Annotated in this window: 15 protein-coding genes and 1 tRNA gene; 10 read left to right on the top strand and 6 right to left on the bottom strand. The window is 68.8% G+C overall.

From position 1 onward, the window contains the following. The first annotated feature begins 47 nt into the window (after positions 1-47). Positions 48-680 (top strand): hypothetical protein, encoded by a 633-nt coding sequence (locus AB0B28_RS03895; protein WP_360116038.1) that lies wholly within the window; start codon positions 48-50, stop codon positions 678-680. Positions 681-786: 106 nt separating this feature from the next. Here AB0B28_RS03895 and folE read toward each other — a convergent pair whose 3' ends face one another. Together folE and ftsH are read right to left on the bottom strand one after the other, a co-directional pair. Then, positions 787-1,428: a GTP cyclohydrolase I FolE gene (gene folE / locus AB0B28_RS03890; RefSeq protein ID WP_360116035.1), complete on the bottom strand. Its 642-nt coding sequence runs from the start codon at positions 1,426-1,428 to the stop codon at positions 787-789. 103 nt (positions 1,429-1,531) lie between these two features. After that, positions 1,532-3,511, bottom strand: coding sequence for an ATP-dependent zinc metalloprotease FtsH (ftsH, locus tag AB0B28_RS03885; RefSeq protein WP_360116032.1), 1,980 nt, complete (start codon positions 3,509-3,511; stop codon positions 1,532-1,534). Between the two features lie 297 nt (positions 3,512-3,808). Between ftsH and hpt the strand changes: the two genes are divergently transcribed. After that, complete coding sequence (gene hpt / locus AB0B28_RS03880) at positions 3,809-4,441, top strand: hypoxanthine phosphoribosyltransferase (RefSeq protein ID WP_360116029.1); 633 nt, start codon at positions 3,809-3,811, stop codon at positions 4,439-4,441. 276 nt (positions 4,442-4,717) lie between these two features. Here hpt and tilS read toward each other — a convergent pair whose 3' ends face one another. Beyond that, positions 4,718-5,689: a tRNA lysidine(34) synthetase TilS gene (gene tilS / locus AB0B28_RS03875; protein WP_360116026.1), complete on the bottom strand. Its 972-nt coding sequence runs from the start codon at positions 5,687-5,689 to the stop codon at positions 4,718-4,720. Between the two features lie 5 nt (positions 5,690-5,694). After that, positions 5,695-6,801: a zinc-dependent metalloprotease gene (locus tag AB0B28_RS03870; protein WP_360116023.1), complete on the bottom strand. Its 1,107-nt coding sequence runs from the start codon at positions 6,799-6,801 to the stop codon at positions 5,695-5,697. A gap of 183 nt (positions 6,802-6,984) precedes the next feature. On the opposite strand from AB0B28_RS03870, the gene AB0B28_RS03865 reads away from it, so the two are divergent. Beyond that, on the top strand, positions 6,985-8,766 hold the full coding sequence (locus AB0B28_RS03865; protein WP_360116020.1) for a carbohydrate-binding module family 20 domain-containing protein: 1,782 nt from the start codon (positions 6,985-6,987) through the stop codon (positions 8,764-8,766). A 47-nt stretch (positions 8,767-8,813) separates the two neighbouring features. Here the strand turns inward: AB0B28_RS03865 and dacB are convergent, their stop codons facing one another. Then, complete coding sequence (dacB, locus tag AB0B28_RS03860; protein WP_360116018.1) at positions 8,814-10,256, bottom strand: D-alanyl-D-alanine carboxypeptidase/D-alanyl-D-alanine-endopeptidase; 1,443 nt, start codon at positions 10,254-10,256, stop codon at positions 8,814-8,816. Positions 10,257-10,311: 55 nt separating this feature from the next. On the opposite strand from dacB, the gene AB0B28_RS03855 reads away from it, so the two are divergent. Continuing rightward, positions 10,312-10,809, top strand: coding sequence for an inorganic diphosphatase (locus AB0B28_RS03855; protein WP_360116015.1), 498 nt, complete (start codon positions 10,312-10,314; stop codon positions 10,807-10,809). Positions 10,810-10,857: 48 nt separating this feature from the next. Here the strand turns inward: AB0B28_RS03855 and AB0B28_RS03850 are convergent, their stop codons facing one another. Further along, positions 10,858-11,601 (bottom strand): peroxide stress protein YaaA, encoded by a 744-nt coding sequence (locus tag AB0B28_RS03850; RefSeq protein ID WP_360116012.1) that lies wholly within the window; start codon positions 11,599-11,601, stop codon positions 10,858-10,860. A 454-nt stretch (positions 11,602-12,055) separates the two neighbouring features. Between AB0B28_RS03850 and AB0B28_RS03845 the strand changes: the two genes are divergently transcribed. The 6 genes from AB0B28_RS03845 (at position 12,056) to AB0B28_RS03820 (ending at position 15,112) form a co-directional block, all read left to right on the top strand. Continuing rightward, positions 12,056-12,131 (top strand) — tRNA-Lys (locus tag AB0B28_RS03845). A gap of 193 nt (positions 12,132-12,324) precedes the next feature. Next, positions 12,325-12,933, top strand: coding sequence for a hypothetical protein (locus AB0B28_RS03840; protein WP_360116009.1), 609 nt, complete (start codon positions 12,325-12,327; stop codon positions 12,931-12,933). After that, complete coding sequence (locus tag AB0B28_RS03835) at positions 12,930-13,517, top strand: hypothetical protein (RefSeq protein ID WP_360116006.1); 588 nt, start codon at positions 12,930-12,932, stop codon at positions 13,515-13,517. The genes AB0B28_RS03840 and AB0B28_RS03835 overlap by 4 nt, the downstream gene beginning before the upstream one ends. Before the next feature lie 33 nt (positions 13,518-13,550). Continuing rightward, the gene (locus tag AB0B28_RS03830; protein WP_360116003.1) at positions 13,551-14,087 is read left to right on the top strand and encodes an SUKH-4 family immunity protein; all 537 of its coding nucleotides are present in this window, start codon (positions 13,551-13,553) and stop codon (positions 14,085-14,087) included. Between the two features lie 23 nt (positions 14,088-14,110). After that, positions 14,111-14,635, top strand: a complete 525-nt coding sequence (locus AB0B28_RS03825) for an SUKH-4 family immunity protein (RefSeq protein ID WP_360116000.1) — start codon at positions 14,111-14,113, stop codon at positions 14,633-14,635. 276 nt (positions 14,636-14,911) lie between these two features. Then, positions 14,912-15,112 carry a hypothetical protein gene (locus AB0B28_RS03820; protein WP_360115997.1) on the top strand — a complete coding sequence of 67 codons (201 nt, stop codon included), beginning with the start codon at positions 14,912-14,914 and terminating at the stop codon, positions 15,110-15,112. Positions 15,113-15,130: the final 18 nt, after the last annotated feature.

The following is a 15,130-nucleotide window of genomic DNA, read 5'->3' as shown; positions in this document are numbered from 1 at the left end:
TCTCTTCACAAGCAACGAACGCTTCACACCCAAAGGATGGAACAGCGATGAGCGAGTACGACGAGACCCCGGTCGAAGAAGACGTCGCGGCCGAGGACTACACCGCCGAAGACGACACCTACGCCGCCGAGGACACCTACGGCGACCACACCCTGAGCACCGTCGAGGAGTCCTTCGACATCGACGGCGACGGCATCGCCGACGACACGATGACCGCCGACGGCGTGACCTTCATCGACACCGACTACGACGGCCAGGCCGACGCGATCGCCGTGGACTACGACGGCGACGGCATCTCCGACAGCGTCGTGATCGACGCCGACGGCGACGGCACCTTCGAGTCCAACGTCTACGACACCGACGGCGACGGCCTGATCGACACGATCGAGTCCGACACCGACGGCGACGGCTACGTCGACCAGGTCTCCTACGACACCAACGCCGACGGCTACATCGACCAGGTCGCCACCGACTCCAACGGCGACGGCTACGCCGACACGGTCGCCACCGACTACGACCACGACGGCCTCGTGGACGAGATCTCGGTCGACTCCGACGCCGACGGCATCGCCGACACCGTCCTGGCCGACACCGACGGCGACGGCTTCCTCGACACCACCTACACCGAGGCCAACCCGGCCGGCGACTCCTTCCAGTCGCAGACCGGCCAGGTGTTCTAGCAGGATCGGGGCCCTCAGCGGACTCGACTCATCCTGAAGCGAAGGCCGGACGCGCCAGCGTCCGGCCTGTTCGCCTGCCCGCGATACGGTCGCGGGCCTTACGTTCTCACGCGACGGTCCCGCGGATGAGCGCCATCGCCTCGGCGCGGGTGCGCGCGTCGGACTGCATGAGCCCGCGCACCGCCGACGTGATGGTCTTGGAGCCCTGCTTCCTGATGCCGCGCATGGACATACAGGTGTGCTCGCACTCGACCACCACGATCACCCCGCTGGCCTCCAGCGACCGGTAGAGCTGGTCGGCGATCTGGCTGGTGAGCCGCTCCTGCACCTGGGGCCGGCGCGAATAGACCTCCACGAGGCGCGCGAGCTTCGACAGCCCCACGATCTGGCCGCTCTCTCCGGGGATGTAGCCCACGTGCGCGACGCCGGTGAACGGCAGCAGGTGGTGTTCGCAGAACGACTGGACCTCGATGTCGCGCACCAGGACCAGTTCGTTGTGGTTCTCGTCGAACGAGGTCTTCAAGACGTCGGCCGGATCGACGCGAAGCCCGGCGAACAGCTCGGCGTAGGCCCGGGCCACGCGGCGGGGGGTCTCCTTGAGGCCGGCCCGGTCGGGGTCCTCGCCCACGGCCGCCAGGATCTCCCGGACGGCGGCTTCGATGCGCCCCAGGTCCACCGAATCCTCGACGGGACTGCCGTTGATGCGGCCGTCCACGAGGCGGGCGGCGAGGTTGTCGAGTTCAGCCATCGCACAAGTTTACGGGTTTTCCCCGCCGGCCCCAGTGGGCTTCCTCACGCGCTGTACGCGAAACGGCCCGCCTACGACGTAGACGGGCCGTTTCGCTGTCTGGCTACGGCTGCGGGCTCTGGCCCTCGGTGGCCGGTCCGACCTCGATGCCCTCTTCGGGGCCTTTGGCGGGTCCCGAGCCGTTCGGGGTCGACACCGGCGGGTTGCCGAGCTTGCGCTTGTCGGTGCCGTTGAACGGGGCCATCGGGGCCCGCTTGACCACGCGGGTGGCGATGCGGGCCAGGTCGTCGGTGTCGAGCGTCTCCTTCTCCAGGAGCTCGGTGACCATCTGGTCGAGCACGTCCCGGTACTCGGTGACGATCGCGTAGGCCTCGTCGTGGGCGGTCTCGATGAGCGCGCGGACCTCGGAGTCGACCAGCGCGGCGACCTCGTCGGAGTAGTCCTTCTGGTGCCCGTACTCGCGGCCCAGGAACGGCTCGGAACCGCTGGACCCGTACTTGATCGCGCCGAGCTTGGCGGACATGCCGTACTCGGTGACCATGGCGCGGGCGACCTTGGTGGCCTTCTCGATGTCGTTCGAGGCGCCGGTGGTCGGGTCGTGGTAGACCAGCTCTTCGGCGGCGCGGCCGCCCAGGGCGTACGCGAGGGTGTCGATCATCTCCGAGCGGGTCTGCGTGTACTTGTCCTCGACCGGCAGCACCAAGGTATGCCCGAGGCTGCGGCCGCGGGGAAGGATCGTGAGCTTGTGGACCGGCGCGGCGTGCGGCAGCGCGTGGGCCACGAGCGCGTGCCCGGCCTCGTGGTAGGCGGTCATCTTCTTCTCGGCCTCGCCCATGACGCGACCCTTGCGCTCGGGCCCGGCGATGACGCGGTCGATGGCCTCTTCGAGGGCCTCGTTGGAGATGGCCTTCTCGTTGTGGCGGGCGGTCAGCAGGGCCGCCTCGTTGATGACGTTCTCGAGGTCGGCGCCGGAGAAGCCGGGGGTGCGGCGGGCGATGGTCTCGAACTCGACGTTGGGGACGAACGGCTTGCCCTTGGCGTGGACCTGGAGGATCGCCTGGCGGCCTTCCTTGTCGGGCGCGTCGACGGGGATCTGGCGGTCGAAGCGGCCCGGGCGCAGCAGCGCCGGGTCGAGGATGTCGGGGCGGTTGGTGGCGGCGATGAGGATGACCCCGCCGCGGGTGTCGAAGCCGTCCATCTCGACCAGGAGCTGGTTGAGGGTCTGCTCGCGCTCGTCGTGGCCACCGCCCATGCCGGCGCCCCGGTGGCGGCCGACGGCGTCGATCTCGTCGACGAACACGATCGCGGGGGCGTTCTCCTTGGCCTGGGTGAACAGGTCGCGGACGCGGCTGGCGCCGACGCCGACGAACATCTCCACGAAGTCCGAGCCGGAGATCGAGTAGAACGGGACCCCGGCCTCGCCCGCGACGGCGCGCGCGAGGAGGGTCTTGCCGGTGCCGGGAGGGCCGAACAGGAGGACGCCCTTGGGGATCTTCGCGCCCAGTTCCTGGTACTTCTTGGGGTCTTCGAGGAAGTCCTTGATCTCGCGGAGCTCTTCGACGGCCTCGTCGGACCCGGCCACGTCGTCGAACGTGGTCTTGGGGGTGTCCTTGGACACCATCTTGGCCTTGGACTTGCCGAAGTTGAGGACTCGCGAGCCGCCGCCCTGCATCTGCGACATGAAGAACAGCAGCAGCAGGACGATGAGGACGATCGGCAGGAGGCTGAACAGGAACGAGACGAACATCGAGGTCTCGTTGACCTCGGTGTCGAACTCGACGGCCGCCTCTTCGAGCTCGGTGGCGACGGTCTCCATGAGACCGGCGGGCACGTAGGCCTCGACCTTGTCGCCGTTCTTGAGGTCGAGCTGGATCAGCTGTTCCTTGTCGAGCAGGTTGGCCTTGTCGACGCTGCCGTCGTTGACGTACTTGAGGACTTCGGAGGTGGTCGCCTCTTCGTAGTCGGAGCCGCCGGACCAGAAGCTGCCGATCAGGACCGCGACGAGCGCGATGAGCACGATCCAGACGAGCGGCCTGCGGAAGAACCGCTTCCGCTCAGGTGTGGGTCTCCCGGCGTCGACCACTCGTTTCCTCCTGCTGCGTTTCGTCGCGTCTTCGAGTGAGGCTGGCCTCGTTCGCGGCCGCAAGGGCTGGGCCGCGTGTCATTCCCGACAGGTTTCCTTGGCTGCAAGGCGTTGACAACTCGAACGTACACGGTGTGAGGGTGTGACGTCCCGCTGCGTCCGCACCCCGAAGATGGCGCACCGCGCCGGAAACCGCCCTTTACCCGCCCCGCCGATAGACCGTAATTAGTACCACGCGTGGGTTGAGTTCGCCCACCCAAGCCTGCGCCGCGAGCATTCGGGTGGCACCCTTGTCTCATGACGTCGGAGCTAGCCAGCCCAGCCTCAGTGCCGTCCGCAGCAGCACGGGACGCGGTGTTCGATCCTGATTCGTGGTACGCCGAGGAGATCGAGCGGACCATCATCACCGAAGACGAGATCCGAGCGAAGGTCGCCGAACTGGGCGAACGGGTCTCGGCCGACTTCGCCAACGTGCTCGAAAGCGGCGACGAGCTGCTGCTCGTGGGCGTGTTCAAGGGAGCGGTCATGTTCATGGCCGACTTCGCGCGGGCGCTGTCGGTGCCGGTGAAGATGGAGTTCATGGCCCTGTCCTCGTACGGGAGCTCGACCACCTCCTCGGGCACGGTGCGCATCCTCAAGGACATCGACTCCGATGTGAGCGGCAAGCACATCCTCGTGGTCGAGGACATCATCGACTCCGGCCTGACCCTGTCCTGGCTGCTCAAGTACCTCGACGGCCTGCACCCGGCCTCGGTCTCGGTGGTCTCGATGCTCCGCAAGCCCGGCGTGCAGCGCGTCGACATCCCCGTCGACTACCTGGGCTTCGACATCCCCAACGAATTCGTGGTCGGTTACGGCCTCGACTACGCCGAGCGCTACCGCGAGCTCCCCTTCGTGGGCGTCCTGAAGCCCGAGGTCTACCAGAAGTAACCCGAAGACTCGTCCAAGCGGGGCCCGCGCTTTTGCGCGGGCCCCGCTCCGTTTTCGCGGTGGACGGGGCCGCGTTTCGCGCCCTTCCCGCGCCCGCGTTCGCCGGGAGTTTCGCTATGAGCGGAACTTTGGCTTCGCGGCGCCGAATTGTCGTACCCCTCGGGCACCTTTGCAACCGGGGGCCCTTAACCCAGAGGTGCGGGTGTTCTCGGCGTGCGCCGAAAACGGCGGCGGACTTCGGACGGTTCGGCGAGGATCCGCGAGGCGGATCGCGGGCTAGTGGCTAGGTTCGGCGAGGAGCCGACCGGCCTCGCGACGGATCGCTACTCCGCCGGGGAGGAACGTCGGGCCTTGGCCGTGCCACGCGGCGACTAGCGCGTCGACCGCTTCCAGGTGGCGGTGGTTGAGCTCCGAGCCGTTCGCTCCCGCTTCGAGCATCCACGCTTGCAGTACTCGTTGCCGAAGCGGCGCGGGTACTGCAATCAGCCGTTTCGCGTCCAAGTCCTTGCCCAGGCGGCAGTCTTCGAGCGCTTCCTTCGCCAACTTGTCCAGGTAGTCCGCGTCCGCGCCTACCAGCGTCGCCGTCCTCGCCAGGTTCGCCACGATGCCCTTGCCCAGCACCTCGGTCAGCGCCTCAAGCGTCGGCCGCAGCGCCGACCTCAAGTACCTCGGATCGGCGTTGTGCGGGTCCGTCCAAGGCTTCAGCCCCCGCTCCTCGCAAGCCGCGTGCGTGTCCTCCCTCGTCACGTCCAACAACGGCCGCCGGTACCTGCCCCGCACCGCTCGCATGCCCGCGACCCCCCGCGGGCCCGCGCCTCGCACCAGCGCCAGCAGCACCGTCTCGGCTTGGTCGTCCCTGGTGTGCCCCAACAACACCGCAGCCGCCCCGTGCCGCTTGGCCGCCTCGTCCAACGCCTCGTACCGCGCTTCCCTTGCCGCGCCTTCCGGGCCGCCCTGCTTCCCGACCCGCACCGCGACCGCCTCGGCCGGGTCGAGTCCCACACTCGCGCCCCACGCGGCTACGTCAGCGGCCCTCGCGGCCGAACCCTCCTGGAGTCCGTGGTCGACGCTCACGAGCCCGGCTCGCAATCCCATCCTCGGCGCGCAGAACGCCGCCGTGTCGGCCAGCGCGAGCGAGTCCGGCCCGCCCGAGCAGGCCACGAGCACGAGCGCCCCTTCGGGAAGGTCGGCGAGCGCGCCCCGCACGGCCGCGCGCAGCCGCGCCACCGAAGGCGGCAGCTTGGCCATGCGTCTTACCCGCGCGCCGCGATCGCGTGCCGCCCGAGCCCTTGACCGCCGATGACCCGCGCGATCCACTGGTCGGGCGCGTCGATTTCGGCCTCGGTGGGCAGATTCTGGGGCCGGTCCCACACCCGGTTGAACCCGGTGACGCCGTGCTCGGCGACCACGTGGTCGACGAAGCGCCGCCCGGCCGCGTACTGGCGCATCTTCGCGTCGAGGCCCAGGAGCTGGCGCAGGAACTTCTGGAGCGTGGTGGGGTTGGCCCGCCGGTGGTCGAAGCGCCGCCGCAGCAGCGCCACGTGGTTGATCGAGGTGCGGCCCACGCCGTCCATGACGGACTCGGCGTGTCCCTCCAAGAGCGTCATGAGCGCTTGGATGCTGGAGATCGCTTCGCGCTGTTCGGGACTGGTGACGGCGGACATGACGTCGGTGCCGTCGTCCTCGATCTCCTCGGGGTCCTCGTCGCGGGCGGTGGCCAGGGCCCGCCTCACGGCGCGGGCGAGTCCGGAGGCGGTGGACCCGTCAGGTTCGGCGGCGTCGAAGAACGTGTGGATGAGGCCGTGGAAGTGCTCCCGCATCCACGGCACGGCCGTGAACTGGGTGAGGTGCGCGGCTTCGTGGACGGCGATCCAGAGGCGGAACTCGCGCGCGGGCAGGCGCAGGCGGCGTTCGACCTCGACGATGTTGGGGGCCACGAACAAGAGGCGCCCGGTGTCGGTGGAGAAGGTCTCGAACTGGCCGAGGACCCGCGAGGACAGGAACGCGAGGACCGCGCCGGTCTGGACCCCGGTGAGTTTCGCGGCGGCTCCGGCGGGGCCGTCGGCGCCGACGTTCTCGGCCCCGAGTTCGAGCAGGAGGCGGCGGAACCCGGCGATGTTGACGCGGCTCCAGCGGGAGCGGTCGACCACGTCGATGGGGGGCCGTTCGGCGGGGGAGAGTCCGGTGTAGTCGGCGACCAGGTCGATGGCGTTGCGGGCGTGGCGGTGCAGGTCGGCGACCACGTCGCGGGCGCCTTCGCGGCTCATGCGCGGACCGCCCTTGCTGAACGCCCGGGAGCAGGAGGCGGCGGTCTGCCAGTCGACGGACGGCAGCATCGGGTTTCCTGCGGGCGACGCCATCGGCCAAGCCTATCCAGAGCGGAGTCGTCTCGCCACTGTCTTGCGGGGGCCAGGTCGAACCGCCGCGTTCCGGGATGAATCCAAATATTCGCATCTTGAAATTTGTACCGAACCGGTGTTAGATTCAGCACCAGCCCGCAATATCTTGCAGCATTGCGGGCAGGAATTGCAAAGGGAGCAACGATGCCTCACACCATCACGAGACGGATCATCGCCGCCGCGGGCACCACCGCCCTGGCCGCGGCGGCCCTCGTCGCCGCGGTCGTCCCCGCCGCCTCGCAAGACCTCGACGCCGCCCCCGCCGCCGCGCTCGACGGCGGCGACTCGATCCTCAACCTCTTCGAGTGGAACTGGAACTCCATCGCCGCCGAATGCCAAGGCGAACTCGCCGATTCGGGCTACACCTACGTCCAGACCTCCCCGCCCCAGGAGCACATCCTCGGCGCCGACGCCAGCCCCGGCGAGGCCGACGCCTGGTACATCCACTACCAGCCCGTCAGCTACCAGCTCGAATCCCGCCTCGGCACCCGCGCCGAATACGCCGCCATGATCGACACGTGCGAGGCCAACGGCATCGGCGTCATCGCCGACGTGGTCATCAACCACATGGCCGCCGGCTCGGCCACCGAGACCCGCTACGGATCGAACGGCAGCGAATACCGCCAGTTCCACTACCCCGCCGCCGGATACGACGCCTCCGACTTCCACAACACCGGCTCGGCGTACTGCGAGATCCAGAACTACCAGAACCGCGAAGAGGTCCAGACCTGCCACCTCGTGGGCCTCAACGACCTCGACACCTCCCAGACCGACGTCCGCGAGACCATCGCCGCCTACCTCGACGACCTCACCGGCCTCGGCGTGGCCGGATTCCGCGTCGACGCCGCCAAGCACATCTCCGCGACCGACCTCGCCGCGATCATGGACCTCACCAGCGGCGACCCCTACATCGTGCAAGAGGTCATCGGCGCGCCCGGCGAACCGATCACCGAGGCCGAGTACACCGGCATCGGCGACGTCCAGGAGTTCTCCTACGCCTACGACTTGAAGAACCACATCAACGGCGGCGCCGCCGCCTCCAACCTCCTCACCCTCGGCGAGAGCTGGGGCTACACCGTGCCCGCCGGAGTCTTCGTGGCCAACCACGACACCGAGCGCGGCCCCCAGACCATGAGCTACCAGCACGGCCAGGACTACCTGCTCGGCGAGGCCTTCATGCTCGCCTACCCGTTCGGCACCCCGGCCTCCTACACCGGCTACGCGTTCTCCAATACCCACCAGGCGCCCCCGCTCAACGGGGACGGCACCGTGGCCGACGTCAACTGCGGTTCCGACGCGTTCACCTGCATCCACCGCTCCCCATACATGAGCGGCATGGCCGGATTCCGCGCCGCCACCGCAGGCCAGAGCGTCAACCACACCTGGGGCTCGGGCGACGCCCTGGCCTTCGGCCGCGGCGACGCCGGGCACTTCGTGCTCAACGCCGGCTCGGGCTCGATCACCCAGACCTTCACCACCTCGCTCGCCGACGGCGCCTACATCGACGTCATCTCCGGATCGACCGTGAACGTCTCGGGCGGCTCCTTCACCGCCACCGTGGCCGCGAAGACCGCGCTGGCGATCTACACCGGGAACACCTCCGGCGGCGGGGACGGCGGCGGCTCGGGCGAGGACTGTGTCAACGTCAGCGCCCACGTGACCGGCACGAACATGGGCGACGAGGTCTACCTCGTCGGCTCGATCCCGCAGCTGGGGTCCTGGACTCCGGCCAGCGGCCTGCACCTCTCGGGCGCGACCTACCCGACTTGGAAGGGCACCGTCACGATCCCCTCGGGCACCGCGTTCGAGTACAAGTACGTGATCATCCGCTCCGGCGGAGCGGTCGTGTGGGAGTCGGGCGCCAACCGCTCGGCGACCGTGCCGAGCACCGGCTGCCTGGAGCTCAGCCAGACCTGGAACGGCTGACCTGAACGCCGAAGGCCCCGGGCGAGCCCGGGGCCTTTCCGCGTTCGCTAACAGCCGCAGAGTGATACGGCCGTGGTGATCTCGTCCATCGCCGTCTCCACCGATCCCTCGGTGTAGCGGGCGTGCCCGTTGCTGATCATCGAGAAGATCAGCTGCCGACCGTCGACGGTGGTCAGCGTCCCGGTCAACGAGATGACCCCGGTGGGCTCGGAGAGCGTCCCGGTCTTGCCGCGCACGACCCCCATGCCCTCCTCGGCGGTGTCGAACCGGCCCGCGAGCGTGCCCGAGTACCCGGCCACCGGCAGCGACTCGAACACCGTCGCCGCGGGCGTCTCGGCCGCGCCGAGCAGGAGCTGCGTGAACGCCGACGCGGTCATGCGGTCCTCAGGTGAGAGCCCCGAGCCGTCGTGGAACACCAGCCCGGTCGTGTCGACCCCGAGGTCTTCGAGCGTGGACTGGTGCACGGTCGCCATCGCCGCCCAGGTCATCGAGCCCTCGACGGCCAACGCGGTCTGGAGCGCGACCGCGTCGGTGAGGAGGTTGTCCGAGGTCAGGATGAACGAGTCGACCAGGGCCGCGATCGGCGCCGAGTAGACCGTCGCGAGCTCCTCGGCCCCGTCCTCGGCGACGCCTTCGACGGCCGTGTCGGCGCCGAGGAGTTCCGCGAACTTCTGCGCGGCGACCATGGCCGGGTCGGTGTGGTGGGGCGTGTACTTCTGGGTGTTGTCGATGCGGCCGCCGTCGAGCATGATCGTGGTCATGGGGGCGGTGTAGAGGTTGAGGTCGGCCGGGTCCACGCCTTGGGCGCTGACGCTGTCGGTGAACAGGCTCGTGTCGAGGTAGACGGTGGTCGGCGCGGTGCCGCCGCGCGCCTCCAGGACCGCTTCGGCCAGTTCGGCGAGGCTCGATCCGGTCGCGTACTCGTTGTAGTAGCCCTCGCCGTCGACGGTGAGCGTCACGTCGCCCAGGCCCACGAGCACCACGCTGTCCTCGGTGGGTCCGGCCACGACCGTGGTCGGGATGCGGAACTGGGGCCCGAGGTGCTCGAGCGCGGCCACGGCGGTGACGACTTTCATCGACGAGGCCGGGGCCAGCGGCTTCGACCCGTCCTGCTCGAACAGGACCTCGCCGGTGAGCGCGTCGGCGAAGGACGCCGAGAGGCTGCCGTTGAGCCGCTCGTCGGTCAAGAGCGCGGGCAGCACCGATTGCAGGTCGGGGACTGGTGCGTCGGCGTCGGAGGCGGCCAGGACCGGCGCGGGGGCGGCCGGGGGATACGCCTCCGGTGCGGTGATCGTCCCGGTCCGTGGCACGGCCACGGCCGCGATCTGCCACAGCAGGCCCCCGGCGGCGGCTACCGTGACCACGACGGCGAGGCACGCGAGCACGACCGTCAGGGCGCGGCGGCGTTTCGCCCGCGCGGGCCCGGCGGAGGGGGCGGCGTGTGGCGTACTACTCGCGACCTTGGGGTCGGCGTTGTCGCTGAGGGACATGCACAGAGACTAAGCCATCAAGAGCACTGGATTTGAGCCTGGAGGAGGTCGGCCGATGGAGTTCGACGTGACCGTTGAGATCCCCAAGGGGAGCTCCAACAAGTACGAGATCGATCACGAGACCGGACGCATCCGTCTGGATCGGACCCTGTTCACCGCCACGGTGTACCCGGCCGACTACGGTTTCATCGACGACACGCTGGGCCAGGACGGCGACCCGCTGGACGCGCTGGTGCTGGTGGAGCCCACGTTCCCCGGCTGCGTGATCCGCGCGCGGGCGATCGGGATGTTCCGCATGCGGGACGAGAAGGGCGTGGACGACAAGGTCCTGTGCGTCCCGGCCGAGGACCCCCGCAAGGACCGGTTCAAGGACATCGGGGACGTCCCCGAGTTCGACCGCCTGGAGATCGAGCACTTCTTCACCGTGTACAAGGACCTGGAGCCGGGCAAGAGCGTCGAGGGCGCGACCTGGACCGGCCGCGCCGAGGCCGAGGAGGAGGTGCGCCGTTCGTTCGAGCGCGCCAAGACCGAGGGCTACCACTCGCACCACTGATCTGCACGCGAAAGCGGCCCGGACTTTGTCCGGGCCGCTTTCGCGTGCCTACGCTGCGACGATGTCGAGGAGCCAGGGCTTGGACCTGGTGGCCGGTTCGCTGAGCTCGACCTTCCAGCCCTGGCCTGCGAGGAAGTCGCCGAGGTCGGCGGCCGATTCGGGGCGCGCGCCGCCGGCGAGGAGCGCCCGGGCCACTTCGCCTCGGGTGGCCTTGGCCATGTGGGTGATCACGCTGCGCTTGCCGTCGGCGTCCTCTTTGAACACCCGGACGGACACGCCGCGGTCCTTGGGGCCCCACACCTGGGCGTACGCGCCCGAGCGGAGGTCGACCACGAGTTCGTCGCGCGCGCCGAGCACTTCGGCCACGGCCGGGCGCCACAGTTTGGTGAGGGTCTCGACGCCGGGGAGCTTGGTGCTCATCGGCATCCGGTACGGCGGGATGCGGTCGGAGGGCCGCAGGAGCCCCCACAGCGGGGACGCGATGAGGACCTGGTCGCCGTCGGGCAGGTCGCCGAGGCCGAGCCGGTCGTAGAGCACGCCGTTGTACAGCTCCCAGGCGGCGAGGGTGGGGGCGGTGCGGAGCGCCCGGTTCGCCTGGACGTAGTGGTGTTGCGTGGCAGGCAGTTTGAGGACCTGCGCGGCCTCCTCGGCGTCGGCGCACAGTTCGACCAGACGCTCGACGAGGAATTCGCGGATGGGGTTCAGCGCCGGTGAGGAGAGTCGCCCGAGATCGAGGGGAGGACCGTCGCCTTGACCGGCCTTCCCTTCTGACGGCGGCAGCAATATGAGCACAGCAGGCGAGTCTACCTGCTCGTCCACCCGTCGCCGGAGGGGCGGTGCGGCGCGCCGCGCCTTGGGGCCCGGGCCGCCTGGAAGTTCACCCGACCGGGGGTTTGCGGCGTGGCGCCGATGGTTTATAGTACATATGTTCGATTCACGCGGGAGCGGGCCCGCCCCCACCGAGGGCTTCGTGTGACGCCGAGTCGAATAGGCGCGGCGGCGGTGCTCCGCGATCGCCGCCGCGCCGTCCACCCGCGACGGGCCGCCCCCCACAGCGCCCGCCGCAGGCTCCACCACCACCGGCCCGGTGGTGGAGTCCGCCTCGCGCACCGTGTGGGTTCGAATCCCATCCGGGCTTCGCCGCACCGAACCACCCTCTCGCACACCCCCGACATTCCGAGTGCCACACCCCATCCGCGCCCCGCCACCCTCACCGTCACCACTCCAGTGCGGTAAAGTCCCCTCCGGGTCTATAGCTCAATTGGCAGAGCTGCGGACTTTTAATCCGTAGGTTGTGGGTTCGAGTCCCACTGGACCCACCAAAAGCCCAGCTCGACTCAGGCGGCACCTCCATCGCGACAGCTGCGAACCTCGAGTCTCATTGGCGCGCGGGCGGTTACGGGTGCAGCTTCGGCAGGTTACGATCGAACGAATCGGCCGTGGTGCATCTGGAGGTTTCGACATGGAGAGTTGCTCGCGGGCTCCCCTGCCGCCGTCGAGAGCGGGAATCCGGTTATGCCGCAGACGAACCGGGGGACGCTTCCCAGCAGCAGCCGACGCCAGGAGCTCAAGCGCAAGCAGTTGAACAGACTCCCTGGCGTCGCGCCCTCGCGCAACCCGCTCCCGACGAAGAACCCCGACGGCAGCTACACCATTCGCGTGGAGCGCAAGCACCATTGGAGCAAGAAGGACTTCCGCCGCAAGGTCGGAGCACTCGTGCGGGCCTCCGACGCGAACCGACTCACCCGCAAGCCCGACAACAAGAAGACCCGCGGCGGCACCATGCAGAAAAATAGCCGCGATCAGTTCAAGAAGATGTTCCAACGCGACCGCGACGGGGCGGTCAAGGACGCCGAACGGCGTCACGCGCGCGGGGCGATCAGCGACCAGGAGCGGAACCGGCTGGTCCAGGAAGCGGACGACCTCCACCAGCGCCAGCTCGACCGCTTCAAGACCAAGGAGGCGGACCACCTCGTCGAACTCCAGCTCGACGGCGCCGACGCCCTCTCGAACCTGGGCCCGATCGAGAACGTGACGAACCACGGCATGGGCGTCCAGATCAGGAGCCAACTTGCGAGCGTCCCCGCGGGCGCTAGGGTGTACATCGAGGTGTTGAAGTGGTGAGTGAACTCGGTCGGCGGGTCGCCGAGAAGGTCGACCGCCTGCGGTCCCTTATAGAGGGTGACCATGAATTCCTCGTCACCTTCCCCGCCGGTGTCGCCCTCGACGAGACCGCCGTCCTCGACGGCTACCGCGAACAGTTTCGGTTCCTCATCGGGCAGGGCGAGATCCCCGAGACCGCGGGCGACGAGCTGGACGGACTCGTGCTCCCCCCGGCCCTCGTCGAGCTCTACTCGATCACCGCGGCGCCGAACGTCGAGTACATCGAGCTGTTCGGCGATTTCGACAAGGGCGAGATCATGGACGCGGACGGCCAGGTCCACCGCTTCGCCGAGCACTGGCTGGAGATCGGCCTGTGCGGCAACGACAAGTTTCTAGTCGACCTGGTGTCGGGCCAGGTCATGTACTCCGACCAGTACTTCTGGCGCTACGGTGAACCCGACTCGTCCCGCATCGTCGCTTCGGACGCGCTGGTCTTCTTCGACGAATGCGTCACCGGCCCGCGTTACCGTGAGTTCCTCGAAACCGACGAGATCGAGGACCCGAACGGGTGGTATCAATTCCTCCGCGCCAACGGCCTGGCATAGACCTCGATCGACGAACTCTGGAGCGAACGCGACATGACCACCCGTGACCGGTACTGGGATCTCTGGGAGGGCGAAGAGGGCACCATTGCGATGCCCGTCGCACAATGGCGCTCGCAGTTTCGCGCGCCGGCCGCGGTCTACCCCGACGCCGACTTCCTCCCGGACGCCGTCTCCATCTTCTACACCGCCGAAACTCCAGGCGACATGCCCCTTTACGCACAGGTCAACCTCGAACCCGACCCCGAAGACGGCGGCCCGGCCGTCCCGACCGTGCTCATCGGCTCGGTCCCGGACGAGGGGGACATGCTGTTCCTGTTCGACACCGACAAGGGCGAGGTCCTGTACCTGGACCTGCGCGAGGGCATACCGGAGTTGGTGAACTCCAGCCTCCGCACCTTCGTCGACTTCCTCTACGAGCTGACGCTGTTCGTGGACGCCGACACCGGGCTCGCAGGCCGCGCCGAGCGCGCGCGCACGCTCCACCAGCGACTGCTGTCGATCGACGCCGCGGCCTTCGCCGAGTCCGACTCCTGGTGGTCCGTGGCCTTCCAGCAGCTCGAATCCGCTTGACCCCGAAGGAAGGACGCATCACGGTGCATGCCGAGGAATCCGCAGCCGGCGCCGATCTCAGGGCGAAGCTCATCGGCCGGGGACTGTCGGCCGACTCGCTGCCCCCGGCCATCCCCGTCCCGATCCCCGAGAACTACCTGTTCTCCGGCGACTTCACCGAGTCGGGAGTGCCGGGCTTGGGGCAGTACGCGCTGTTCAAGCTCGGCGCCGACCAGGTCCAGCTGGAGGCCGAACTGGTGGCGCTGGGGGTCCTGCCCGGCGGAAGCGGGGCGCTCTACTGCCTCGACCTGGCGACCGGCCAGGTGATCCTGGTAGACGTGGCGCAGAAGTCCGTGACGGGAGTGAACTCGACGTTCAAGGCGTTCTGCGCGTTCCTGAACGCCTACGACCACTTCCTCTCGGCGAACCCGACCCCCCAGGGCCTCGCCGCGAACGCGCGCGAGATCGGGGACTGGATGCGGCGAATCGACCCCGCCGCGTTCGATCACGAGCTCTCCGAGCAACTGTGGTGGCCGGTGGTACTCGACGGCCTCGAAGCGAGCCCCTGAACCGATGACGAACGAAGCGCCCGGACGCGAAGCGTCCGGGCGCTTCTTCGATGCTGTCGGCATTGCGCTGGCGGTCTCTTGTGTTGGCGGGGCTGGGGGTTGTGACCTGGGGCATGATCGGCACCTTGGTGTTCATCAGGTGTGTCCGAGGGTTTCCTGGGGCGTAATGCGTCGGTGACACCGCAGGGTCACAGTGGGGTTCGAGGCCCGGAGATCGGGTCTCACCGCCGCACCGGCGCGGCGCGCGTTTCGCACCACCGCCCGGAAGGAACACCGATGGACCACTACGCGATCCTGGCCTTGCAGATCGTCCAGACCGAGGCCACGTCGGCCCTGCCCGACGCACCGGTCGTCCCCGAACGGCCGGGCCTGTTCAGCCGCCTCGGCGGCGGACTCGCCGCCGTCCGGCGCACCGTTATGGCCCGCGGACTGGGCATCGGCTCGCTCAAGCGTGCCGAGGTCCGCAGGGCCGCCTGAAGCCGGCACTGAGACGAA

It is taken from the genome of Glycomyces sp. NPDC046736, from assembly GCF_040645615.1.
Taxonomy (GTDB): Bacteria; Actinomycetota; Actinomycetes; order Mycobacteriales; family Micromonosporaceae; genus Glycomyces.
The sequence above is the reverse complement of the archived record's forward strand: the minus strand, read 5'-3'. Positions and strand labels throughout refer to the sequence as shown.

What these genes read in the sequence shown, in the direction of transcription:
- AB0B28_RS03895 (WP_360116038.1), top strand. Translation starts at nt 48, where the DNA reads ATGAGCGAGTACGACGAGACCCCGGTCGAAGAAGACGTCGCGGCCGAG.
- folE (WP_360116035.1), bottom strand. Translation starts at nt 1,428, where the DNA reads ATGGCTGAACTCGACAACCTCGCCGCCCGCCTCGTGGACGGCCGCATC.
- hpt (WP_360116029.1), top strand. Translation starts at nt 3,809, where the DNA reads ATGACGTCGGAGCTAGCCAGCCCAGCCTCAGTGCCGTCCGCAGCAGCA.
- tilS (WP_360116026.1), bottom strand. Translation starts at nt 5,689, where the DNA reads ATGGCCAAGCTGCCGCCTTCGGTGGCGCGGCTGCGCGCGGCCGTGCGG.
- AB0B28_RS03870 (WP_360116023.1), bottom strand. Translation starts at nt 6,801, where the DNA reads ATGGCGTCGCCCGCAGGAAACCCGATGCTGCCGTCCGTCGACTGGCAG.
- AB0B28_RS03865 (WP_360116020.1), top strand. Translation starts at nt 6,985, where the DNA reads ATGCCTCACACCATCACGAGACGGATCATCGCCGCCGCGGGCACCACC.
- dacB (WP_360116018.1), bottom strand. Translation starts at nt 10,256, where the DNA reads ATGTCCCTCAGCGACAACGCCGACCCCAAGGTCGCGAGTAGTACGCCA.
- AB0B28_RS03855 (WP_360116015.1), top strand. Translation starts at nt 10,312, where the DNA reads ATGGAGTTCGACGTGACCGTTGAGATCCCCAAGGGGAGCTCCAACAAG.
- AB0B28_RS03840 (WP_360116009.1), top strand. Translation starts at nt 12,325, where the DNA reads ATGCCGCAGACGAACCGGGGGACGCTTCCCAGCAGCAGCCGACGCCAG.
- AB0B28_RS03830 (WP_360116003.1), top strand. Translation starts at nt 13,551, where the DNA reads ATGACCACCCGTGACCGGTACTGGGATCTCTGGGAGGGCGAAGAGGGC.
- AB0B28_RS03820 (WP_360115997.1), top strand. Translation starts at nt 14,912, where the DNA reads ATGGACCACTACGCGATCCTGGCCTTGCAGATCGTCCAGACCGAGGCC.